The 23,391-nt window shown below is 38.2% G+C and carries 19 protein-coding genes and 1 pseudogene; all 20 read right to left on the bottom strand.

Going from position 1 to position 23,391, the window contains the following annotated elements; translation table 11 throughout:
* Positions 1–2: 2 nt before the first annotated feature.
* Positions 3–1,112 (bottom strand): capsular polysaccharide biosynthesis protein CapF, encoded by a 1,110-nt coding sequence (locus tag ACQV18_RS01600; RefSeq protein ID WP_428892439.1) that lies wholly within the window; start codon positions 1,110–1,112, stop codon positions 3–5.
* Between the two features lies 1 nt (position 1,113).
* On the bottom strand, positions 1,114–2,157 hold the full coding sequence (locus tag ACQV18_RS01595; RefSeq protein ID WP_428892438.1) for a polysaccharide biosynthesis protein: 1,044 nt from the start codon (positions 2,155–2,157) through the stop codon (positions 1,114–1,116).
* A 12-nt stretch (positions 2,158–2,169) separates the two neighbouring features.
* Positions 2,170–3,366, bottom strand: coding sequence for a glycosyltransferase family 4 protein (locus ACQV18_RS01590; RefSeq protein ID WP_428892437.1), 1,197 nt, complete (start codon positions 3,364–3,366; stop codon positions 2,170–2,172).
* A gap of 29 nt (positions 3,367–3,395) precedes the next feature.
* Positions 3,396–4,391, bottom strand: a complete 996-nt coding sequence (locus ACQV18_RS01585) for a hypothetical protein (protein WP_428892436.1) — start codon at positions 4,389–4,391, stop codon at positions 3,396–3,398.
* A 4-nt stretch (positions 4,392–4,395) separates the two neighbouring features.
* A complete protein-coding gene (locus ACQV18_RS01580) occupies positions 4,396–4,854 on the bottom strand; it encodes a GNAT family N-acetyltransferase (protein ID WP_428892435.1) in 459 nt (152 codons plus the stop codon).
* The gene (locus ACQV18_RS01575) at positions 4,841–5,485 is read right to left on the bottom strand and encodes a sugar transferase (RefSeq protein WP_428892434.1); all 645 of its coding nucleotides are present in this window, start codon (positions 5,483–5,485) and stop codon (positions 4,841–4,843) included. The genes ACQV18_RS01580 and ACQV18_RS01575 overlap by 14 nt, the downstream gene beginning before the upstream one ends.
* Positions 5,485–6,597, bottom strand: coding sequence for a DegT/DnrJ/EryC1/StrS family aminotransferase (locus ACQV18_RS01570; protein WP_428892433.1), 1,113 nt, complete (start codon positions 6,595–6,597; stop codon positions 5,485–5,487). The genes ACQV18_RS01575 and ACQV18_RS01570 overlap by 1 nt, the downstream gene beginning before the upstream one ends.
* Positions 6,598–6,706: 109 nt before the next feature.
* Complete coding sequence (locus ACQV18_RS01565) at positions 6,707–7,684, bottom strand: acyltransferase (RefSeq protein ID WP_428892432.1); 978 nt, start codon at positions 7,682–7,684, stop codon at positions 6,707–6,709.
* Positions 7,685–7,712: 28 nt separating this feature from the next.
* A complete protein-coding gene (locus ACQV18_RS01560; RefSeq protein ID WP_428892431.1) occupies positions 7,713–8,294 on the bottom strand; it encodes a YdcF family protein in 582 nt (193 codons plus the stop codon).
* A gap of 32 nt (positions 8,295–8,326) precedes the next feature.
* Entirely contained in the window at positions 8,327–8,659 is a 333-nt protein-coding gene (locus ACQV18_RS01555) for a hypothetical protein (RefSeq protein WP_428892430.1), read from the bottom strand.
* A gap of 8 nt (positions 8,660–8,667) precedes the next feature.
* Positions 8,668–8,967 (bottom strand): annotated as a pseudogene (locus ACQV18_RS01550) (DUF3307 domain-containing protein); the annotation flags it as partial.
* Positions 8,968–9,040: 73 nt separating this feature from the next.
* Positions 9,041–9,703 (bottom strand): SatD family protein, encoded by a 663-nt coding sequence (locus ACQV18_RS01545; protein WP_428892429.1) that lies wholly within the window; start codon positions 9,701–9,703, stop codon positions 9,041–9,043.
* Between the two features lie 284 nt (positions 9,704–9,987).
* Positions 9,988–13,893, bottom strand: a complete 3,906-nt coding sequence (gene addA / locus ACQV18_RS01540) for a helicase-exonuclease AddAB subunit AddA (protein ID WP_428892459.1) — start codon at positions 13,891–13,893, stop codon at positions 9,988–9,990.
* Entirely contained in the window at positions 13,889–17,491 is a 3,603-nt protein-coding gene (locus ACQV18_RS01535) for a PD-(D/E)XK nuclease family protein (RefSeq protein WP_428892428.1), read from the bottom strand. Before ACQV18_RS01535 ends, addA begins: the two co-directional genes overlap by 5 nt.
* Positions 17,492–17,563: 72 nt before the next feature.
* On the bottom strand, positions 17,564–18,790 hold the full coding sequence (gene pepT, locus ACQV18_RS01530; RefSeq protein ID WP_428873639.1) for a peptidase T: 1,227 nt from the start codon (positions 18,788–18,790) through the stop codon (positions 17,564–17,566).
* Between the two features lie 14 nt (positions 18,791–18,804).
* Positions 18,805–19,608, bottom strand: coding sequence for a Nif3-like dinuclear metal center hexameric protein (locus ACQV18_RS01525; protein WP_428873638.1), 804 nt, complete (start codon positions 19,606–19,608; stop codon positions 18,805–18,807).
* Positions 19,589–20,332 carry a tRNA (adenine(22)-N(1))-methyltransferase gene (locus ACQV18_RS01520; protein ID WP_428873637.1) on the bottom strand — a complete coding sequence of 248 codons (744 nt, stop codon included), beginning with the start codon at positions 20,330–20,332 and terminating at the stop codon, positions 19,589–19,591. The genes ACQV18_RS01525 and ACQV18_RS01520 overlap by 20 nt, the downstream gene beginning before the upstream one ends.
* Positions 20,333–20,394: 62 nt before the next feature.
* Positions 20,395–21,090 carry a YjjG family noncanonical pyrimidine nucleotidase gene (locus tag ACQV18_RS01515; RefSeq protein WP_428892427.1) on the bottom strand — a complete coding sequence of 232 codons (696 nt, stop codon included), beginning with the start codon at positions 21,088–21,090 and terminating at the stop codon, positions 20,395–20,397.
* Between the two features lie 183 nt (positions 21,091–21,273).
* Positions 21,274–22,116, bottom strand: coding sequence for an aldo/keto reductase (locus ACQV18_RS01510; protein WP_428873635.1), 843 nt, complete (start codon positions 22,114–22,116; stop codon positions 21,274–21,276).
* 124 nt (positions 22,117–22,240) lie between these two features.
* Entirely contained in the window at positions 22,241–23,383 is a 1,143-nt protein-coding gene (rpoD, locus tag ACQV18_RS01505) for an RNA polymerase sigma factor RpoD (RefSeq protein WP_428873634.1), read from the bottom strand.
* Positions 23,384–23,391: the final 8 nt, after the last annotated feature.

Below are 23,391 nucleotides of genomic sequence, written 5' to 3'. Positions count from 1 at the left end.
GTTTAGACCTCCTCATAATAAGTGTCGGGATTTTCTGGATCATAGACCTCATTAGCCCACATAACCGTTATCATATCAGAATTCCCTGTATTTACAATGGAATGGGTATAGCCGGTTGGTATGTCCACTACTTCTAACTTTTCTCCTGAAACAGGATACTCAATGATTTCATCTTCTCCATACTTTCTAAAGCGAATCATTCCTTGACCAGATACAACTAAAAACTTTTCATTTTTTGAATGATGCCAATGTTGTCCTTTTGTGATGCCTGGTTTGGCATAATTGATCGAAACTTGGCCGCGTTCTGGTGATTTAATAAACTCCGTAAAATATCCGCGATCATCAATATTCATCTTTAAATCATAGGAAAAGTCATCTTCTGGTAAATAACTCAAATAAGTGGCGTAGAGTTTCTTAGAAAGCGGATCTCTTTGGTCAGGTATACTTAAATCCTTTCGACTGTTTTTAAAAGCTTGAATAAGACTAGCAATTTCTCCTACAGTCGTTTGATGTGTTACAGGTACGTGAGCAAATGACTCTTTAAAATGAGGATTACCATTTAAGGCTGACTTTAATTCTTGGATAACATCATCAATATAACATAGTTCTAGTTTTGCGTTTGGATTATTGACACTTATTTCTTCATCTCTTGCTATTTTATGACAAAAAGTAGCTACCACTGAATTATAGTTTGGTCGAGACCATTTACCAAACAGATTGGTAAATCGATAAACATAGACAGGTACCTTGTTTTCCTTACCATAATTGAAAATTAAATCTTCGCCTGCTTTTTTGCTTTTTCCGTATGGATTATCTAGACTCGCTTGAGTTGAAGAAGCTAATACGATTGGACTTTTGTTATTATTTTTCTTTAATTGTTCGAGTAAAGTTGATGTGAACCCAAAGTTTCCTTCCATAAATTCCGCTTCATTTTCTGGTCGATTCACACCAGCCAAATGAAAAACAAAATCACACTCTTTTGTCCACTGTTCCAAATTTTCAGAAGGTGTGTCAAGATCATATTCAAAAAGTTCATGAGCAGTTGTAGTATTTAATTCAGCGACTAGGTTCTTTCCCAAAAATCCTTTTGCTCCTGTAACTAAGATTTTCATTCTAACTATGAGCCTCCCATTTTGCCAATTCATCACGCACTAAAGGAACGGTTAATAATTTTTCCTTAACAGCTTCGACATCCATTAATTCAGTATTATTGGAATTAAATTCAACTAGGGTATTTCTTTCCTCATCGCCATCAGTTACATATTTATCGTAGTTTAAATCACGCTTATCCGCTGGAACGCGATAAAAGTTGCCCATATCAATAGCATTGGCACACTCTTCGTTCGTTAGTAAGGTTTCATACATTTTCTCACCGTGACGGATACCAATCACTTGATCAGGGTGACCAGGTTTAAACAGTTCTCTTACCGCATCACGAAGGACAGCTATAGTTGAAGCCGGTGCTTTTTGCACAAGAATATCGCCGCTTTCCGCATTATTAAAGGCAAACATAACTAAATCTACTGCTTCTTGTAAGGTCATAATAAAACGCGTCATTTTAGGATCTGTCACAGTTAGAGGTTTTCCGTCTCTTATCTGATTAATAAATAAGGGAACAACCGATCCTCTAGAAGCTAAGACATTACCATAACGGGTACAGCAAATTAAAGTTTTAGCAGGATCAACCGTTCTTGATTTGGCAACGACTACTTTTTCCATCATGGCTTTTGAAGTTCCCATCGCATTAACTGGGTAGGCTGCCTTATCTGTGGATAAACAAACTACTTTTTTGACTCCTGCTTCGATTGCAGCAGTTAAAACATTGTCTGTACCAAATACATTCGTTTTAACAGCTTCCATGGGGAAAAACTCACAAGAAGGAACTTGCTTTAAAGCAGCCGCATGAAAAACATAATCCACGCCATACATAGCATTGCGAATACTATTTATGTCACGTACATCCCCAATAAAAAATTTTAATTTTTTGCTCGCTTCAGGAGCTATCTGTTGATAAAAATGTCGCATATTATCTTGTTTTAATTCATCTCTAGAAAATATCCGAATCTCTTTTAAATCTGAATCCAAAAAATTATCTAGGACTGCATTCCCAAAAGATCCGGTACCGCCAGTAATTAAAAGTATCTTGTCTTTAAACATATGATATCCCTTCTATTCAAAGTGTTTCATGATCGTATTATAAGCTGTTTCAGAGGTATAATTTTTCTCTAAATATGACCTTGCTTTTCTTCCCATTTCTTTTAAATCAGATCTAGTAGAAAAATCTTGAATAATTTGATTAAACTTCTCAACATCATTACTTAGAACCTTTCGACCGAAACCATTCTCCTCAATCACATCACCAATATCAGTATTAGGATCAGTTGCTGCAATAATAGGCATAGATGCTTGCATATATGATAATAATCGGGATGGAAAATTAGGGATTGTAAAACGATAATCAAGAAATATTAAACCGACATCACAAGAATTGGCCAACAATTCATACTTCTTTTTTGGTAATTGATTTAATAGTAAAGCATTTCTAAATTTGTATTCTTCAAATGCTTTCTCTAATTTTGAAAATTCAGTTCCTGAACCAACTATAACAATAAAAGAATTTTTATTTTGTTCATTTCTTTTAATGCATTCGATGACAAAATCAATTCCTTGAGGTTTTCCTAAATTACCTCCATATATAAAAGTTCTTTTATTTAATGGTATATGATATTTTTTAAATAAAACATTTTTATTATGAAGATTTATATTAATATTTCTCGGAGTTATTGTATTTGGAAGGATTTCTACTTTTCCTTCTATCTCAACATTATGTCTAATTATATATTCTTTATTTTTTTTTGACATTGTACCAATAAAGTCCGTGATATCATAAAGTTTTTTTTCTTTACGTCGAAAATATTTGTATAAAAAAGAACTTTTTTTAATCATTTGAATATCAACAGCATTCTGAGGGAAAATATCTTTCAGCATCAAATAAGTTTTAGCGGCATCTCTTTTTTTTATATATTCAACCACCTTTGAAAAAGTAATTGGCGGAGTAGTATAAAGAACTAGGTCAAATTGAATATTATTTAAGTGTTTTTTTATAGCTCTCATATACAGTCTTTCAATAAACAAAGTAGAGATACCTTTTTCAATTATGTTAGTTTTAGTAATATTTGGTATTCGAACCTTCAAAGAATATAAATTTTCAATCTGTTTGAATACTTCCTGTTTGGGCTCTTTTCTCTCATTTGCAGAAATCACATAAATGTTATGTTTCATATTTTTAAAATAACGAATTAAATCATTGTTTAAGCCCGGATTATTAATTCCTTTAAAGTTTAAAGTTAAGAAAAGAATATTCATAAAATCCCCCTGAAATCAAATGTTCATTATTATTTTCTGGTTATATTCCTATACGCTGGAAAGAATGTAGAATTCTGATTACCTGTTATATTAATTAACTTATTGTAAATAGAAGTGTTTCTTACTTTTTTTGCCACTTTAAAGTCGAATTCTTTCTTTCCAAATTTCCTTTTGAATTTTAATAGTGAATCTTCTAAAGCATTTGAAGTTCCCCCTCCATAGTGGATGAGTTTTATATTGTTTGCTTTGCCCCATTCGTATGAGGCATATTTAAGTAAATAAGCAGGAGATAGATATAAAAATTCTGATTTCGTTCCTGATAAATGTGCGTTTAATATTTGATTTGAATAGAAATATAGAGATGATGCAATAATATTATTTTTGTAAAAAATATTTATATTCAAAATATTTTCTCCAAAATTTTTGATAAAATCATTGAAATAGAGTTGATCAAAATAATAATACTCATCAGAAGATTTGCGATCCATTGTTGAATAATAAACTTCTTGAAAAGTATCTAAGTTTTTAGGATGAATATTATATTCATAAGTTAAACCATCTCTTAGACATCTTCTTATTGTCTTTCTAGCACTTTTTGAAAATTGATTTTCATAGTTATTAATATCATTATTGATCTCAGTAGCTACAGTCTTTCGAATAGTTTCTATTTCATAAATAATTTTGAAATCTTCGCCGTTATCATATATTGGATGAAAACGAACAAATTCACTAACGATATTATTTCTATTACAAAAATCATTAAATTCTTTATTAAATTCTCTAATTAAAGATTCTTTACTATCAAGATTGCATCCAGTGATAATAGGCCCACCGTACCCATACGGAGTGATGATATCATAAAATTGTTCATCTAATCCTTGAATCTTAATAGGTCTCTTTAAAAAAATATATTTTATCTTTCCTAAATTGTGATCAAAATTGTATTCTATACACTTCCCCTTATCAATATTTTCATATAATTCTCCATATTTCTTGTCAAAATATATATCATTTTTTTTATACAAATTACTAACCACCCTTATCATTTAAAGATTTAGTCATAGTTAATTTAACAGGTGAAAAGCCCTTTGACTCATAAAAATTTATTGCTTCTTTATTGTTGGAACTAACTTGTAATTCTAGCTTAGCATTTTTAGTTTGGATATTATCATATAACATATTATAAAGAGTAGATCCAATGCCCTTTCCTCTATATTTAGAATCTACAACAAATGAATTAATATGTATTAAATTTTTTTTCTTATAAAAATACCATAAATATCCACAAATTATTTTATTATCCTCCGCTAGAAGAATTTTTGCCTCTCCATTTTCTATAAAAGTAATCAAATTATTAAATCTACTGTTTATTTGATCTTTAGATATTTCAATAGACGAAAATGTAATTTTTAATGACTGAATCATTAAATTTAAGATAGTATTCTTATTATTTTTTATATCTTCTAGAGTCCCTTCATAAAATCTCATTAGATGAACCCCTTTCTACATCTAAACTCTTTAAGACATCTTGAGTATCTGTAGCGATATCTTCCTTTTTTAATACCTTTACAACTGTAAATATAAGTATCTTTATATCAAATAAAAAACTAATTTTATTTATATATTCAATATCGTAATTTAATCTTTCATTCCAAGGAAGATAGTTTCTTCCTTTCACCTGAGCTAAACCTGTTAATCCAGGCCTCACTATATGGCGTTGCTTTTCTTCATCTGAATAAAAAGATAGGTATCTTTCAAGTAATGGTCTAGGCCCCACTATACTCATATCACCTTTGAGAATATTTAATAATTCTGGTAACTCATCAAGACTAGTAGCTCTTAGTTTTTTGCCAAAACTCGTTAATCGAACAGAATCAGGTAACAGATCCCCATTTTCATCTCTTTCATCCGTCATCGTGCGGAATTTCATCATCTCGAAAATTTCTTCATTTAACCCCGGTCTTTTCTGCTTAAAAAGAATTGGACTACCCAACTTAATTCTTACCAAAATACCTGTAATAATTATTATTGGTGAAAAAACAATTAAAGCCATTAAGGAGAGTATGATATCTAGAAATCGTTTAACATATTTTGCATAAAAAGATTGATATCTTTGCATTAAATCATTCCCTTAACAATTTCTATTACTCGATCGACATCTTCCCTTGTCATCTTCGAATCAGAAGGTAAACAAATTCCTTTATTAAAGAGTTTTTCAGCCACATTTCCACCTACGTAATCATAATCTTTAAAGACGGGTTGTAAGTGCATAGGCTTCCAGACAGGACGCGCTTCAATATTTTCTTCGGCTAGACCTTGAATGATATCCATCGGTTGAATGGTGTCACTTTCGATCGTTATAGCAGTTAGCCAATGATTCGCAAAGTCTCCTTGCTCCATTCGATCAGGCCCCATTTTGATTTGTTCAATATCCTTGAAGCCTTCTGCATAGGCATGATAAATAGCCCGTTTCTTCTCCACGCGATCTTTCAGTACTTTTAATTGGCCACGGCCAATACCAGCTACCACATTCGACATTCGGTAATTATAACCGATTTCTTCATGCTGATACCATGGGAAGCTTTCACGAGCCTGGGTCGCCCAGAATTTAGCCTTTTGAATGCCTGCTTCATTATTCGAAACCAACATTCCCCCACCAGAAGTAGTGATGATCTTATTACCATTAAAAGAATAAATACCATAATCCCCAAAAGTTCCCGTCCACTGCCCCTTATAGACAGTCCCTAAACTCTCTGCTGCATCCTCAATTAAAGGCGTGTTATATTTTTCGCAAATCTTTTTAATTTCATCGATTTTAGCTGAGATTCCGTACAAGTGAACGACAATGACTGCTTTTGGTTTATATTTTTGAAAAGCCTTTTCTAAAGCTTTGGGATCCATATTCCAAGTATCTTCTTCTGAATCAATAAAGACAGGAATGGCTTTCTCATAGCGAATAGGATTAGCTGAGGCAGAGAAAGTCAAGGACTGACAAAATACAATATCATCTTGCCCCACTCCAACAGCTTTAAGGGCTAAATGAATGGCTGCCGTTCCAGAAGCTAAAGCCGTAGCGTATTTGATGCCTACAATCTGACTCAGCTCTTTTTCAAAGCCCTCGACATTGGCTCCTAATGGTGCAATCCAATTGGTATCAAAAGCTTCTTGAACATAAGCTTGTTCATACCCCTCCTCACTCATGTGTGGAGAAGATAGTAATATTTTCTTCATGGTTAGTCTCCTCATTATGATAATATTCACCGTTAAAAGTATAACACAAGAAATCTCATTTTGAAGGCATTCTTCGTTTTTCTTTCAAATATTACATTTATTACATAACCTAGCTAAGCCAGCGTTTAAAAGGCTCACGGTCGACAACTTTTATTAAGAGATAAAGGCATATTAATAACCCACTTCCAACCACACTAACATAGATAAGAGGGGGCATCGATAAAGCCATTTTTTCAACCGTCCCTTCAAGTAATTTCAAGAAAAGAACATGAGAAAGATAAATTAAGAAAGAATACCGGCTAAACCATAGGAAAAGCTTCTCAAAAGGCAACCTATATAACATGAAAGTCAAGACCAAACCGATCGAATAGAAAGTAACCAAAGGTCTTGTATTGGCAATCACTGTTCCCCCACTTAGATAAGATTCTTCAATCAACAAGCCTAGCATTATTACCGTATAAATCAAGATACCATAACGATAAACTTGAAAGCTTTTAAGCTTAGCTTGAAAGTCTCGGCTTAACCAAATGCCAAAGAAGAAGCAAAAAGCATAGCTATAATAGTCTTGGACCTTATCATAAGGAATATAGCCTAGTAGGTGATCACTGACATCTTGGAAGATGAAAAGACCCACGAAGGCTATGGCTAAGTACTTGTTATCGGCAATTTTAGATAAAAGTGGGTAAAAGATATAAAGTCCCACAATTAATGGAACAAAATACAAGTGATAGGAAGTCTTCCCTAGCAAGAGAAACTGCAAGAAGGTCAAAAGACTCAATTCTTCACCTACCAACCAGAAATTAGCCCAAGCATAGATTAAAGACCAGCACAAATAGGCCGGGATAATTTTTATGAGGCGGTCTTTTAAGAAGGCGGGGTAATCAAGTTGTGAATCCAAAGCATCGGTCCGATCCAAACCCCAACCTGAAAGCATTAAAAAGACTGCTACCGCAAAGCGTGTCGCTTGATTAAGGGCTAGGATCCATAATTTATTTTCTCCTAATAAAGGGGCTGTAAGATGAATCAAGAGGACCGCTATCGTTGCAAGCCCTCGTAATAAATCAAATGGAATAAAACGTTTTGTCATTTTTGTCTACCTTTTCTAATTCAATTATTTATTGGTCAATCCAATAATAGAGTTCTAGATAATAGCCGATGTATTTATAGACTTCAGAAGCCATTATCCTTAAGGCCTGGCGACTGTCTTGATAAAGGACTTCCTCACCCTGAGCATTCTTTAAATAAGCACTGACATAATAAAAGTGCATATCCTTTCCCCGACTCGCACGCTCAAAAGCCAATCGAGTGCGCCGGCTATGATAGTCGGTCGTAACTACTAGGGCCGTTTGCCATCCCCTTTCTTCCATGATGGCGATAGAATTGGTCGCATTGGTCCAAGTAGAAGTTGCTTCTAATTCTCCAATCACTTGGTCTTCCGATAAACCGGTGTCAGTTATAAAGTCAATTAAGGGTTTGGTGCCGATAAACTCATTTAAGGGAGAAACAATCATTGAGTGTGATGTGACATAGCCTTCTTGGATTAATTCAGCTGCCTTCAAGGGACGAACTATTTCCCCACCTGGTACAATCACCACCTCAGCTTCAACCACTTCTTGACCAATATCTAAATGACTAGCCAACCAGACTAGATAGGTCACTAGCGCTACAAGAAGGATAAATAGAATCTTTACTTTCATGTTTGGGGCCTCCTTTTTTCATTTAATAGCTGCTAACTAGCTAAGACTAAGAAATAGACACACAGGGCATACAGAATACTGTATAAGCTTCCCATCAAATAATACTCCGCAACCTCCTTGTCTTCTTCTAAACGTTTGAAACACGCAATGGATTTGGCCGTATAAATTAAACCAATCGCATTCACCTGGCCCATGCCTAAAAAGATCAAGGAAAGAATCCGCTCCAAATGACCGATTAAAGCGCCCGTCCCTTGTAGACCTTCTTGCTGAATGACCTGACTTTGAGGATAAGGACTGAAGGCTAGTTTAAATAAAACATTAGCCAGCTTGCCGACCAAAAGGATCGCTAATAACCCCGTCAGCATTTGACGGTTCAAAACGCAGGGAAAACAGACCCTAAGGAGTTAGTAAAAAACACTTGGCCTAACAGAATGATGAGGACAATATGTAGGATTTGATCAATTAAGAAAGTATATAAGCGATAAGAAGGCTGAAGCTTGTCAAAGCCACTCTTTATACAGTCGATCAGACTGTAACTAATCCAAAGCATCAGATAAGCATAAAAGGCCGGCCAAAAGACTTGATAGTATAAGCTCCGGATTAAGGGATAGAAGAAAAAAAGGCCATGAATCGCTAAATGAGTTGCCAAGGCTTGCCTGTTAGGCTGCTTGTCTACAGCTAATTGAGGACTTTATAATTGAAAATCACCTAAAAAGTGCAGGATTAAAATCATGATTGTCCATTGATTAAAGGGACTCATGATTCCCCTCCAAAAATTCTGCAATCGTTTCTCGACCCCTCAAGTAGATCTTAATATTACCCAGTGATAAGCGCTTGCTCAGACTGCTCTGACTGATTTGAATCGTTTGGGCAAAATGGGCCTGATCAAATTCCGCTTGGTAGATCCCTTCTTCAAGCATCAACTTGAAAGTCTCCCGTTGCAGGTCGGTCCATTGGCTTTTCAAGGTTTCACTCAAGAGAAACAGGCTATTGACCATCTGATTAATCGAGTCGTCTTGGGTCCTGAGCGCCAGGTGGCACTTGTTACCATAATGATTACGGTGGACAGCTTCAATCGCCTCCCGCGCTCGCCAAAAGGCTGGACCATCGGCTCCGATACTTCGTTCAGGATCGATGGCCGTCGTGATCTCACCGATACCGATTCCCAGCCGAAAAGGATGGGGCAATGTGACATATAAGTCATCTAAAAAGTTCAGCCAGTTTGAATCCAACTTCATAATCACTTGAAACTCATCGCCAACTGTTAAGGTCAATTGAGAAAGCAACTGCTTTTGATACTTCTGATTAAGGCGCTTGAATATGGCTTGCACTTGCTTTTGGAATACCTTACGTTCTTTGATTTGCTTAGACTTAATAAAATCCCCGATAATAACCACATCCGTAGCCATCGAACTCCTCCTTCCTGCCTACTGCCTACTTACTTCATTTTTTACCATTGTTAGAAGAAACTTACGATCATAACTGGTTAGGTTCCCCTTTCCTTGAGGAAAGTAATTGATATTTCTTTCCTCATTCAAGGAAATTTAATAAACTTGCCTTGTTTAGGGAAAGCTTACCCTAAACAACCTTTAAAAGCAAGCGATCCCTTGCGAGCATTCATCTGAAAAAAAGCATCCGCTTTAGGCCTAGGTCAAAAGACCCATGCTTCTTTTGCGAATGCTTAATAAAACGATTACTGATTCATCTGTTCATCCATCGCAACCACCTGGTCGAAGCCTAAGGCCACGATATAAGTACCGATATTAGGTAGTTTAAGGTGGCTAGCTAAGGCGTCCTTGTAAAGTTTCAACTGGTAGCGATACTTGTCTTTTAACCCTTCCAATTGTTCTTGTTTGGATTGACTCAGATGCGGACGGTAGCGGTCCGTCTTGAAGTCAATCAAGACAAAACCTTGATTAGGTATTACATAATAGCTATCAATTACCCCGTGAACCAGAATCGAATCTTGCTCCATCTGCATACTTTGCTTGCTCTCAGTCAGATTGGCGAACAAGTCCTTAGCCGGTACCAGGTAAGAAAAAGCTTGTTCCCGTTTAAGTTGATCGCTGTTTTCTATCATTTGTTGGCCGATCGGACTTCGGAGGAAGTTAAGAATTGTTTCCAGGTACAGATGTGGCCGATCTTCTGCTTCCATCAAACCTCGCTCGATCATCGATTGGATCTGGTCTTGTAAGATCTGGTTATAATCGGCTGGGTCAGCTAATTTAAAGGGACCAAAGTCCACCTGCTCCATCAGATAGTGGTTCAAAGTTCCTATCCGAGCTGCATCTAGCGTTTTGGACTGCATAAAGCTTGGGGCTTCAAAGGTATCTTGCGTATAGCGAATCCCTTGAATCCCTTGATCTATATCAATGGATGCATCTAGCTCATGCATAGATTCCTTCCGCCGGTCTGTATAAAAAGAAAGAGCTGGATGCGGTGGTTCTTCGAACAAACGTTTTAATTCCGAAACAGATTGATAGGCAGCTGTCTGACTGGCTAATTGATAAGGGTATTGAGCAGTTAGCAATTCTTCAAGCTGGTTGATCCTCTCATGCTTGTGCTTGGGTTGATCGAAAGCTTCGCCCTTTTGTAGCGCCTTCAACCAGGCCGGCGGGCTGGCTATTGGATGGCTAGCCGTCACGCTAGGTACATTGGCTTGAATTTGGTCTTCAGTATAGATACGTGTGATAAAGTCTTGAGCAGTAATTGTGGCGAGTGATTGATGGTTTCTTTGAGCGAGGGAAGTCGCCTGATGAATCCAATCCAAGAAACTATTAGCTTGTGATCTGAGTTCTAGGGCCACTTGCAAGCTGTCAGGGTCAGTCATCATTTGATAATGGTCGCCCTTTTCTTGCCATTTTTCCCTACTCTCAATCGAACCCACTATCATTAATTTCTGCTCGGTTCGCGTCAAAGCTACATAGAGTACCCTTAATTCTTCGGCTTTTGCTGCTTGATCTAGAAGCATTTGTCGCGAGGTTTTACTGATGGATTGATAATAGACAAAGTCATCCGTTTGGTAGTGGTTCATACCCACTCCATAATGCTTGGTCGCCACAATAGCTTTTTGGCTATCCATTAAATTAAAGCGGTGATTACTGTTAATTAAATAGACAACCGGGAACTCACTCCCCTTAGAAGCATGAATGGTCATAGCCCGCACCATATTTTGATCCTTGTCTAATTGTAGGGGTTCTGCCAAGTCTTTGTCTTGTTCTAAAAGAGTCTCAATATAGTGGATAAAACTTGCTAAACTGCCTCCTAAACCTTGATTAATGGTTTGAGCTTTTTGATAAAAGGCATGAAGATTAAGCTGACGTTGGCGCCCCATATCTAAGCCCACCACATAGTCTAAGAAGGAAGTGTCTAGATAGATTTGCCAGATGACTTCATCAATAGCCTGGTGGCCAGCAAAGTCACGCCATTTTGCAAGTTGGGTAAAAAAGTTTTGCACTTTCTTTTGTATGGCTAATAATGGCTGATCCTTTTCAAATGCTTGACTCAATAAGCCTTCTACCGCTTGATAGAAGGAAGCTTGTGGATGATTAACCCGAATCAAGGCTAAGTCATTGTCACTCAAGCCTACAAAGAAAGACTTGAGAATAGCGACCAGAGGAATATCCTGCATGGGATTATCGATTAATTTTAAGAGGGCTAAAATTAACTGAATCTCTTGTCGCTGGAAATAAGTCTCAATGGCTTGTGAAGTAAAAGGTAGCTGGTAATGGCTGAAGGCTGCCTGCAAATTGGCAAAGCTGGATTTGGTAGAACTTAGCACCACAATATCCTTAAAGGTCATCAAACGATCCTTACCCAATTCTTTATCATAGATTTGATAGCCTGCGCGCAACTTGGCTTGTATATCTTGAGCAATTAGATGGGCTTGGTAATCAATTCCCTTGTCTATTAATAAATCAGGACGATCTGCTTGCATTTGATCTTCTTCGTCTGAGCGTTCCTTGCTATGTAAGAGCAATTCAATGGCATAGTGGTCTATTTCCTTTGCAACTGTGAAGTCCTGGTTGCCGGTCATCAAACGCTCATTTTTACCATAGGTCATTTCTCCAAAGGATTCATCCATCAAGCGTTCAAACAGATAATTGGTAAAGTTTAGGACTTGGTCCCTTGAGCGGTAATTCTTATCCAAGATAATCAAGTGACCTTGGTCACTGGTTTGGTAAGTACGGTATTTTTGGAGGAATAGGGATGGTTCTGCCATCCGAAAGCCATAGATAGACTGTTTGACATCTCCTACCATAAAGAGATTGCCTTTGGTCGCTTCCACCCTTTCACGTGATAAGTAGGATAAGATGGCTGCTTGGATTTCGTTAATGTCTTGATACTCATCCACTAAGACTTCTTCAAAGAGGGCTTGAAAATATTCAGCTGCCACCGATGGCTTACGTTTACCTAATTGAGCATTATAAGGCGCTAAAATCTGCAAAGTTAAGTGCTCAAGATCTGAATAATCAATCCACCCTTCTTGAAATTTATAGTCTTGCATGGCTTGGTAAAATAATTTACTTAGATCGCTTAATTTTCTTAAGTAGGGTTGAATCGCCGCTTCGACTTCCTGCATAGTTTGGTAAGGATAAGGAAAGTAAGACTGAATCTTAACTAAAGTATCCTTACTAGCCTGACGGTATTGCTTAATTATTTGCAGTGTTTCTAAGTCTTCTTCATGGGCTTTTCCTCTTGAACTCGGCCAGCGGCTAAAGCTTAGGTTATCTAAAAGTTGACTAAAGTGGGCCATATCGTTTTGTAAGAAAGCTTCTGTTAGTTCGACCACGCGCTGGCCTTCTGCAGATAATACTGGTTCAAACTTATCTAGCGTCGGCCTTGAACAAGAAGCTAAGAGACTCAAGCCATCTTGATAAGAACGATCAGCAAGCTTTAACTGTGCTTGAAGTTGGATTTTTAGACTTTCTTGATAGAGTTCACTCTTCCAAAAGCTTTCCAAACCATCGGTCTCAGCCACCATTTGGTCCAACCAGATTAAGGGTTCCGGATTGGCGCGGGCAAACTCATAAATATCTAAAACAATTGAACGCAAGGCTTGATCATCACGACCACTGGTTAAACGAATTAATAGGTCTTGATAATCGGCTTGTGTGACTGCCAGTTGAGAATCGGCTTGACTAATTTGATCAATAAGCTTGTCCCAGACTTCTTCCACCATGACTTGCTTTTGACTTTCATCACTTAAGAGGTTGAAGGCTGGATTAATAGCTTCCAGATAGAAGAAGTTTTGAATCACAAATAAACAAAATGAATGAAGTGTTTGGATGTGGGCACTAGGCAGCTGATTAATTTGACTAAGCAAGTATCGCTTTTCTTCCCCGTCTAGCGATTGGTTCACCGCTGATTTTAACCGTTTCTCCATTCGTTCTTTCATCTCATTGGCCGCAGACTCAGTAAAGGTCACGACTAAGACTTCTTTCAATTCGGCATAACGTGTCAGTAGATGATTCATAATCCGTTCGATTAAGACCGTGGTCTTACCTGAACCCGCTGACGCAGCGACTAAGATATTATTTCCCCTTTGATGAATAGCCTGCCATTGTTCGTTGTTAAATTTACTATTATCCGGTTTAATCGGTAGGGTTTCTATGATGATCGCCTCCTTCGCTTGCTGCTTTGTTAAGTAATTTTTCCTTCATATGAGCCAAAACTTCTTTTTTATTGACTTGTTTATGGCGGTAACGGTGGAAGGATTGTGTTCCATCGAAGCCTGTAATCACTCGGTATTGAGCATTTAAGGAGAGGGTATAAGGATTTTCGTAAAAAGGAGCTAAGGCAATATCACCACTTTGAATAGCCTCAGCTGCTTGTTGGAATTGATAATGCGTATAATCTAAGAGTAAATCGACTTTTTCTTTAGTAAAGAAAGGACTTCTAGCATGATAGCCCGTCTTGGTATAAGTCACCGGATAAATGCGACTTTTACTAGCTTGGTGATCAAAGGATTCAACTATTTGTAAGTCATCCGCCTCAATGGTTACAAACCCTCTCAATGTTCGTTGACTTAAAAGCGTCTTAGTCTGTTGATCAACTTCTCCTTGGGCATAATGTTTGTCCGCTTTATAAAAACTTGGTAAAAGATGCTGGTAAAAAGCACCCAGAGGCTGGTAATCAGGAAAATTTTTCAAAGCTACTGCTAAATAAGTTAATAATTGTAAGTCTAAGCCATAATAAGCATCCACTAAGTCAAAGTCTTTTTTACCTGACTTATAATCGACCACTTGTAACAGTTTCTGCTGACCTTTTTGAATACGATCTAAACGGTCGATCTTCCCTCTTATGCTTAGCAATCCTCCCGCAGCCAATGGGTATTCAAAGCCAGCCACTTGACTATTGCCCCCTGTGCCAAAGACTAATTCTGAGGCTAAGGGTTGGTAATGAGTCAAATTGTTTTGTTCTTGCATTAATTGGACAAAATAAAACAGGCGTTGATTTAATAGATGATGAATCGCCTGCATCCGCGGATGTTTGCTGAGCACTTGGTAATTAGGATCTTGGTTTAAAGCGTCAATCACTCCACCTAATAAGTCCTTAACTTCTTCTTCTGACAAGTCAGCTAAAGATTTCCCTTGGGCTTGTACCAATTGATTGAACTGGTCTAAGGCCTGGTGGAAGTAGTCACCTGAAAGCGCAGCATCCAGTTCAAAACGTTCTCTTTCCTTCAATCGTAATCCATAGCGTAAAAAGTGGGAATAAGGGTCAGCAAAAAATTGTTCAATCCGAGACACCGATAGTGATAAGTTGCGACCGAAGAGTGCTAAGGCTAAATCGCTATCAATCTTATCCGGTAGGTCATTAAAATAAAAGGTTTGAATAATTAAGTCGACGATGCCACTTGCTTTAAGGCTTGCTTTGTTTTGCCTTTCATAATCTACCATCAACTTTAATAATTCTAAGAAAGCGGGCTGAGGGCTTTTACCCTGCATAAAGTCTTGATGGATTTGATATAAAATAGGGGCCTTGTTACTGGCATACCGTCCAAAATCGGCTAGTCTTAAAGGCGTTTCTAAAGTTAGATCCCTACTATAGTCAGCTTGGTGAATCAGTTTAAGATTGGCGATGTCTGCCGCTTGTTGCAACCATGGTGAAAAGTTACGGACTTGGTCGCCTTGATGAATGGCATAGGAAATAATCAATTGATCCGTCGCTAACAGTAAGACTTGATAAGCTAATAAGTATTCCATTTGATACCCTTGATGTTCCTGATCGGATAAATATTGATGGGCTAAAAGTTCTTGATTGATAGCTTGGCGATGACTGGGGGTCAACAAACTATCCCTAGCCTGTTTAGCTGGCAAGGCTTTTTGATCCATACCAATCACAAAGGCAATTTTACAAGGTTGAACTTGAGGGGACACAATATTTGAAATCATCACTTGGTCCAAAGTAGGTGGAATGATATGATAGGTCGCTGCTGAAAGACCAGCTTCTAGGATTTCAAAGAAGGTGGCTAGGTCTAAATCTGCTTGTCCATAGATTTGGTGGTATTCATCGAGACTATTGACCAATACCTGCCAAACTTGTTCATCTTGGCGCGATTGTTCAATCTGACCCTTTTGAAGTGCTCGGTCCCTTAAATCCATAAGAGCTTGCCTGATGCCGATTGCTTCTAATTTTTGATAGAAGCTAGCGGCTAATCCATTCTGGCCTTTGCTGCTTTTTAGGGCTTTTTTATTAAATCCAAAGTGTTCAACCAGATAGGTCCTAATCCAGCTAAAAGCCTCAGCCAGTGTAAAATCATAGACCTGTCCTTCAGCTGAATGAAAAAAAACATCTTCCGTCATAAAGAGCCAGTCATAGGATAGATTAGCAAAGCGATAACCCTCATACTGATAGGCTATTAAATAATTCTCAAAGGAATAGACCAAGCGCTCTAAGTCTTGGTCAGCTAATTCAGCAAAAGCCGAATGAAACTGCCCCAGCCTTACCAAAGGAGATTTTAAAACTTCTAAAATATCAATCAGTCGCCAGTTATAGCGGTCCAGGCGAATGAGATGCTGGATAAGGGTAAAAAGTGGATGGTCGGTCATAGCCTTAGCATGGTCAAAGAAATAAGGAATTTGATTGGCCGCTAGAATCGGAGCAATCATGGATTGATAGGCTTCTAAATCTCGGGTGTAGACTTGAATGTCTTTATAACGGTAGCCTTTTTTTGTAACCAGATAATGAATGCGGTTGGAGACATACCGTAATTCACTCTGGATGGAATCAAATTGTAAAAAGCGATGGCTGTTAAAGTCCCTATCAGCTCTTTGGTGGGTAGCTGATGGCAGTAAGTCTTGTTGGGCTTTAAAGGCTTGCGCTAAGCTCAAAATCGAATCTTGGTAGTTAAAAGCCTGGTCTTTAATTTCCCAATCTGGTTCAATCGCTAGTCCCATCTGCTGAGCTAAACTGCGAATGCGGTAGTAGGTTGCATAAGGTAAGGCGGTAGTCATCAAGGCTTGATTAGCCCTTAATTCAGCGCTCTTGATGGGTAAGACAATCTTAACTTTACAAGCATGCTTAGCCAAACTTAAAAGTAATTGCATTTCCTGGCTATTAAAGTAATAGTAGTGGTCCATTACAAAGAGATACTTATTTAAATTTTGATGGTTGATATAGTCCATCAAGTCTTCCTGCTTGGCAAAATTATCAATCCGAAAATCACTCAGTGCCTTTAGAAAGGCTTGATAAAGCATTTGTAATTCTTTTTGCTTTTCTATTTCCAAATCCATCCAAGTAAAATCTTGCGCTGGCTCAACTTGCAAATCTTCCACTTGAATATTGCCTTCGATAAATTCTTTAAAAAGAACGACTAAGTCTTCGATAAAACCTTGATAGTGAGCCTGCTTTTGGTAAACCACTAAGTTTTCCCGGTATTGGCTTAAGACTTGCCGTACAATCATCGACAGACCTAAGTCACTAATCTCATGACTGGGCTTTTGATCTTTAATCAAGAACCAGTTTAAGCGTGAAAAAGAAGCCACCTGCAAATTAAAAATAGAGCTGGCTTGGTCCACTTGATGGTCACGGATTTCTTCTAAGACAAACTTTTCCATTTCAAATTTCAAGTGTTCTGGCACGATATAATAGACTTTTAAGTCAGGTGTTTCTTTCAATTGGTCCATGATGGCTTGAATAAGAAGGCTTTTTTTATTTTGACTCAAGTCGCCGGTAACAAATTGAATCGTCACGCTATCTCCTCCTTTGGGTAGAAGAACAGGCTGGATCCCTGCTCCAGCCTGTAATTATTATTTAACTTTTGCTTATTGGGCATTTAATTCCGCAATTTTGATAATTACTTCTGTCGCCTTAACCATGGATTCAACTGCCACGAATTCAAAGCGTCCGTGCATGTTTTCGCCACCGGCAAAGATATTTGGGGTTGGAATCCCCATGAAGGAAATCTTCGAACCGTCGGTTCCACCACGGATAGGCACAATGTTAACAGGAATATCTAAAGCTTCCATGGCTGCTTGGGCTAGGTCAACCGGTGTCATATCCTTTTCAATGATTTCAGCCATGTTGTAATATTGGTCTTTCATTTCCAAAGTGATAGGTGGTTCAGCATATTCTTTGTTGATGTTAGCAACGATTTCTTCCACCTTGGCTTTACGCTTTTCAAAAAGATCACGGTTGAAGTCACGAATAATTAGCACTAATTCTGCTTCATCGACCGTCCCTTCTACACTTAAGACATGATAGAAACCTTCGCGGCCAGAAGTTTGCTCTGGTACTTCTGCTTGTGGAAGATCAGACATGAAGAGATTCATAATGGTTGTGGCATTAATCATTTTGCCTTTAGCAGTTCCTGGGTGTATATTTTTACCACGAATTTTCAATACTGCTTGAGCCGCGTTAAAGGATTCATATTCTAACTCGCCAACCGGTCCGCCATCCATGGTATAAGCAAAGTCTGTCGCAAAACCTTCTGCATCAAAGTGATCTGCTCCACGTCCAATTTCTTCATCCGGACCAAAGGCTACACGGATTTTACCATGTTTGATTTCTGGATGTTGGATTAAGTACTCCATAGCGGTCACAATCTCAGCAATACCGGACTTATCATCAGCCCCTAACAGAGTAGTTCCATCAGTGGTAATGAGGGTTTGACCTTTATAAGGTGGTAGGTTAGGAAATTCACTGACCCTCATTACCCAATCTTCACTCAAGTGCAGATCTTTACCGTCGTAGTTTTCAAAGACTTGTGGCTGCACATTTTCAGAATTAAAGTCGGCTGTATCTACGTGAGCAATAAAACCAATGCTGGCTACTTCTTTATCAGTATTGGCCGGTAAAGTAGCTGTGACAAAGGCATTTTCAGGATTTAACACCACTTCTTCCATACCGATTGCTTTTAATTCATCGACCAAAAGATTTAAGAGGTCAAATTGAATGTCAGTCGATGGAATGGTGGTTGAATTCTCATCCGAGCGAGTATTAATCTTAGCGTAACGAATTAAACGTTCTTTAGTTTTTTCAAATAAGTCCATAATCATTCTCCTTTTTATTCATAAGTAAAGGGATCAGTGGAAACTGTGGAAGCAATCACTTCAAGATCCCAGCCCTTTTGTTCGATAGCTTCTTTTATTCTAGCCACTTCGACCTCAATAAATAAATGCTCAATATAATGACTGGCATCAATAGTCATAAAGGGCTTTTCATATAGATCATGCCCTGTATGGAAGCTGATATCTCCGGTAATAAAGACATCGGCTTGGACCTTTTCGACCTGGTCCATAAAGCTAGCTCCGGCTCCGCCTACAATAGCAACTCGTTGATAAGTGGCTTGCGGGACTTTTTCAATCACTGTTAAAGCAGGTCGTTTGAAGACTTGCTTGACATAGGCAAAAAGTTCATGGCGCGTTAGAGCTCGAGGCAAGTTGCCTATCCGGCCAATCGCTACCTGTCCTTCTTCTAGATCGATTAAGGGTTTAATATCAGTTAACTTCATAGCTTGAGCCAAAATATCATTCATGCCACCAGGGGCGGCGTCATAATTGGTGTGCATGGCAAAGACATTGATACCTGCTTGAATGGCTCTTTGATACATTTTTATCTGGGGCTTAGACTGGTCGAAACGCTCGATTGCTTTGAAGAGGGGCGGATGGTGTAAAATCAAGCTATCTACATCTTCTTCAATAGCCTCTTCAACCACTTGTGGTCGCATATCCAAAGCGACCATCACCTTTTTAATCGCTTGTTCAGGATGGCCAAAGTGTAAGCCGACCTTATCCCACTCTTCGGCATAAGCCGCAGGATATTTTTGATCGAGATAAGCCATTAACTCTTTAAAAAAGAGCTTTGTCATAGTCTACCACCTCCTCTATTTTATCTATTTCGGCTTGAATAATGTCTACCTTATTTTTGCGGTCTTGGGCCATTTGCTCATATTCTACTCCATGAAACAACTGATTAAGAATAAAATGGTGGTGGTTTAATTCATTATGCCAGTAATCTTCAAAGATTGGCCCCCTTTGAGTCAAATGTATGGGACCAAACATGATTTCTTTATCAGTGTAAATTGCTTTTTCTGCTTGCTTTTGAGCAACCATTACTTCATAAAATTGCCCCTTTTCATCAATAAAGCATTCGTTAAGAATATGGTAATAATGATCTTGTAACCAGGCTCTGACTTTGGCAACTGCTGTGTTAGCTTGTAAGACTAAGAGTTTTGGTAATTTTCCTGCATGATAACCTGCTTCTAAGATGGAGACAATCAAACCACCTCCCATACCACAGATAGCTGCTGTATTAATGGCATCACTGGCTTCAACTGCCGCAAAGCCATCGCCAAGACGGACGATGATTTTATCTTGCAATTGACTTTCATTGACTTGTTTCACAGCCGATAAATAAGGTCCTTCCACTACCTCACCTGCCACTGCAAATTCTATCTGTTTGTTTTTAAGTAAATTACATGGTAAATAAGCGTGATCACTACCGATATCTGCCAACCGAATCGGCGCTTGACCATATTGAACGATATATTGCGCAACTTTTTCCAGTCGTTGAGATAGTCTTTCGATATTCATCCGATACTCCCTTTCATAAGTCTATTATATACTAGAAAAGCATTTTTGAGACTACCTATTTTTTATCTGTAGATGATTTTGGCTAAATCATTATAGTTATCGACCACATAATTGGCCGGTAAGTGGGACTGTTTGTTTTCATTCAAATGATTAAACCAAACACAATCAAGCCCTGCGTTTAAGGCGCCTTGAATATCAGCACTCAAGGAGTCGCCAATAACGAGTGTCCTTTTAGAATTGAATTCTCTTATATTTTCAGCGACATAATCGAAAAAGCCTTTAGAAGGCTTCACATGACCAATCTCTTCTGAAATAAAAATTGCTTCAAAATAAGGATTCAACTTTGCATGTTCTAAGCGCGCCCTTTGAATAGCAGAAATACCGTTGGAAATGGCAAACAGACGCTTACCCTCCTTAAGACAAGAATCGAGGAAGCTTCTTGCACCTTCAATTAGCTGGGCTTGTCTGCCTATACACTTTTGATAGGCTTGAGCCAATTCTACCCCATCTCGCTGATGACCAAAGTGATCAAATAATAAGGCAAAACGACTAGAAATTAATGTTTGCCGATCAATTAACCCTAACTCTAACTTGTCCCATAAAGAATGATTGAGCAAAACATAGTAGTCAATAAAACGAGGAATAGCTTGCTGGGGAACCCCTTCTTGGCTTAAGAATTCAAGTAAGGCTTGGTCTTGGGCTTGATTAAAATTAAATAAGGTGTTATCTAAATCAAATAATAATAATTGATAAGTCAATTGATCCTTCCTTCCATTCTTAAAGTCACTATTATGCGCTTATTATAAACCAATTTGTCGATAATATATAGCTTACTTAAGTAAATATTTAATAAATTTTTATTATTCAGCTAGACGCACTCAATCATAAAAAAAGCCGGAAAGCTATTAAAGCTTCCGGGTCATCTGTTTAAAGTTCCTTTTTTAAAAGTCAACTTGATCAGGGTCGCTTTGTGTTTTCACCCCCTCTAATTGATCCAACTTTTTGCGGTCTTCTGCTTCTAGCTCAAAATCAAAAATGTCTAGGTTCGATTCAATATTAGCCGGTGTTTTTGATTTGGGTAAGGGCAGAAAGCCTTTATCAAGCGACCATCTTAGGGCAACTTGCGCAACACTTTTCTTATATTTTTTTGCTATTTCTTCGACTGGCACTTGCTCAAAAAGACTACCACTTCCTAGCGGACTATAGGCTTCTAGAACCATATCATGTTGTTGGCAAAAATTAACTAAATTCTCTTGCGTAGTTCCCGGAGCGAGTAAGACTTGGTTAACCATGGGCTTTATCTTGACAGAGGCTAGTAAAGCAGCTAAGTGATGAACCATGAAATTGGACACCCCAATGGCTTTTAGTTTTCCATCTTGATATAATTCTTCCATCAACTGCCAAACTTCTTGATTAGCTTGCATCCATGCCTTGTCCTTACGTAAGTGAACGGGATTAGGCCAGTGAATTAACAAAAGGTCTAAATAATCTACTTGCAACTTTTGCATGGATTCTTCCACCGCTTGTTTGGCTAGACTGTAGGAATGCTTGTCATTCCAAATTTTAGTAGTTAGAAAGATCTCTTCACGTGGAATACCTGAATCTTTAATGGCTCGACCGACACTGGCTTCATTGCCATAGACTTGAGCAGTATCAATGTGACGATAGCCTACCTTTAAGGCATGAAGGACACTTTGATAGGCTTCTTCACCTTCTTTTAACTTCCAAGTACCAAAACCAATTTTAGGAATCTTGACACCGTTCTTTAATAAATAACTTTCCATTAATCTTCCCCCTTTTGCCTACCTTAAGTATAAAACGATTAAAGCGCTTTCGCAAGTAAAGGCTTAAACACGAAAAACTCCTTCCGCTCATTTAAGCGTATGAAGGAGTTTTTCTTGTCTTATTCTATTCGATAAAGTCTTTTAATTGTTTAGACCGACTAGGATGGCGTAATTTTCTCAAAGCTTTAGCTTCGATTTGACGAATACGCTCACGCGTTACACCAAAAACCTTACCGACTTGTTCAAGGGTGCGAATATTGCCATCATCCAAGCCGAAGCGTAAGCGTAGAACATTTTCTTCACGGTCAGTTAAGGTATCCAACACATCCTCTAACTGTTCCCTTAAGAGGGCTGAAGCCGTATGATCTTCTGGACTTAAGGCGCCTTCGTCTTCAATAAAATCACCTAAGTGCGAATCGTCCTCTTCACCAATGGGGGTTTCCAAGGAGACCGGTTCTTGAGCAATTTTTAAGATATCACGTACTTTTTCAGTTGGTAAATCCATTTCTGCTCCGATTTCTTCAGGCGTCGGTTCTCTACCCAGGTCTTGTAACAATTGTCTTTGGACTCTTACTAATTTGTTGATGGTTTCCACCATATGAACCGGGATACGAATGGTTCGCGCCTGGTCGGCAATGGCTCGTGTGATGGCTTGACGAATCCACCAAGTAGCGTAAGTTGAGAATTTGAACCCTTTAGTATGGTCAAACTTTTCAACCGCCTTCATCAAGCCCATATTCCCTTCTTGAATGAGGTCTAAGAAGGACATACCACGACCCACATAACGCTTAGCAATCGATACTACTAAACGAAGGTTGGCTTCAGCCAGTTCTTGCTTAGCTAATTCATCGCCTTCTAAGATACGCTTGGCCAATTCGACCTCTTCATCTGCATTTAATAGATCGACACGACCAATTTCTTTTAAATACATACGAACAGGATCTGCTACCTTTATTTTTGAAGCGGCTGCTTTTTGGGCGGCTGTTAGGACTTCTTCTGGTTTAACGTCTTCTGCTCTAACCATTTGTTGCTTGGTTGGTCCACCATCATCACCTACTACCGCAATCCCTTGGTCTTCCACCTTTTGAATGAGCTTATCAATGCCATTGGCATCTAATTTATATGGAATGGCTAATTGATTGCTCAAGTCATCATAGTGAACTTGACCGAGAATTTTCTTTTCTTTTATCAGCTTTTCAGTGGCCTGGTCTAAAGTCAGCTTTAATTCATTTTTACTTGCTTTATTGTCTTTCTTTTCTTTTGCCATAAAGTAAG

This window comes from Facklamia sp. P9177 (assembly GCF_050409585.1).
In the GTDB taxonomy this organism is placed as follows: domain Bacteria; phylum Bacillota; class Bacilli; order Lactobacillales; family Aerococcaceae; genus Facklamia.
This window is presented reverse-complemented; position numbering and strand designations above follow the sequence as displayed.

Coding starts and splice junctions, on each gene's coding strand:
- ACQV18_RS01555 (WP_428892430.1), bottom strand. CDS start 8,659: ATGCTGACGGGGTTATTAGCGATCCTTTTGGTCGGCAAGCTGGCTAAT.
- ACQV18_RS01600 (WP_428892439.1), bottom strand. CDS start 1,112: ATGAAAATCTTAGTTACAGGAGCAAAAGGATTTTTGGGAAAGAACCTA.
- ACQV18_RS01570 (WP_428892433.1), bottom strand. CDS start 6,597: ATGAAGAAAATATTACTATCTTCTCCACACATGAGTGAGGAGGGGTAT.
- ACQV18_RS01595 (WP_428892438.1), bottom strand. CDS start 2,157: ATGTTTAAAGACAAGATACTTTTAATTACTGGCGGTACCGGATCTTTT.
- ACQV18_RS01545 (WP_428892429.1), bottom strand. CDS start 9,703: ATGGCTACGGATGTGGTTATTATCGGGGATTTTATTAAGTCTAAGCAA.
- pepT (WP_428873639.1), bottom strand. CDS start 18,790: ATGGACTTATTTGAAAAAACTAAAGAACGTTTAATTCGTTACGCTAAG.
- ACQV18_RS01520 (WP_428873637.1), bottom strand. CDS start 20,332: ATGAATATCGAAAGACTATCTCAACGACTGGAAAAAGTTGCGCAATAT.
- ACQV18_RS01565 (WP_428892432.1), bottom strand. CDS start 7,684: ATGACAAAACGTTTTATTCCATTTGATTTATTACGAGGGCTTGCAACG.
- ACQV18_RS01575 (WP_428892434.1), bottom strand. CDS start 5,485: ATGCAAAGATATCAATCTTTTTATGCAAAATATGTTAAACGATTTCTA.
- rpoD (WP_428873634.1), bottom strand. CDS start 23,383: ATGGCAAAAGAAAAGAAAGACAATAAAGCAAGTAAAAATGAATTAAAG.
- ACQV18_RS01525 (WP_428873638.1), bottom strand. CDS start 19,608: ATGACAAAGCTCTTTTTTAAAGAGTTAATGGCTTATCTCGATCAAAAA.
- ACQV18_RS01560 (WP_428892431.1), bottom strand. CDS start 8,294: ATGAAAGTAAAGATTCTATTTATCCTTCTTGTAGCGCTAGTGACCTAT.
- ACQV18_RS01580 (WP_428892435.1), bottom strand. CDS start 4,854: ATGAGATTTTATGAAGGGACTCTAGAAGATATAAAAAATAATAAGAAT.
- ACQV18_RS01510 (WP_428873635.1), bottom strand. CDS start 22,116: ATGGAAAGTTATTTATTAAAGAACGGTGTCAAGATTCCTAAAATTGGT.
- ACQV18_RS01590 (WP_428892437.1), bottom strand. CDS start 3,366: ATGAATATTCTTTTCTTAACTTTAAACTTTAAAGGAATTAATAATCCG.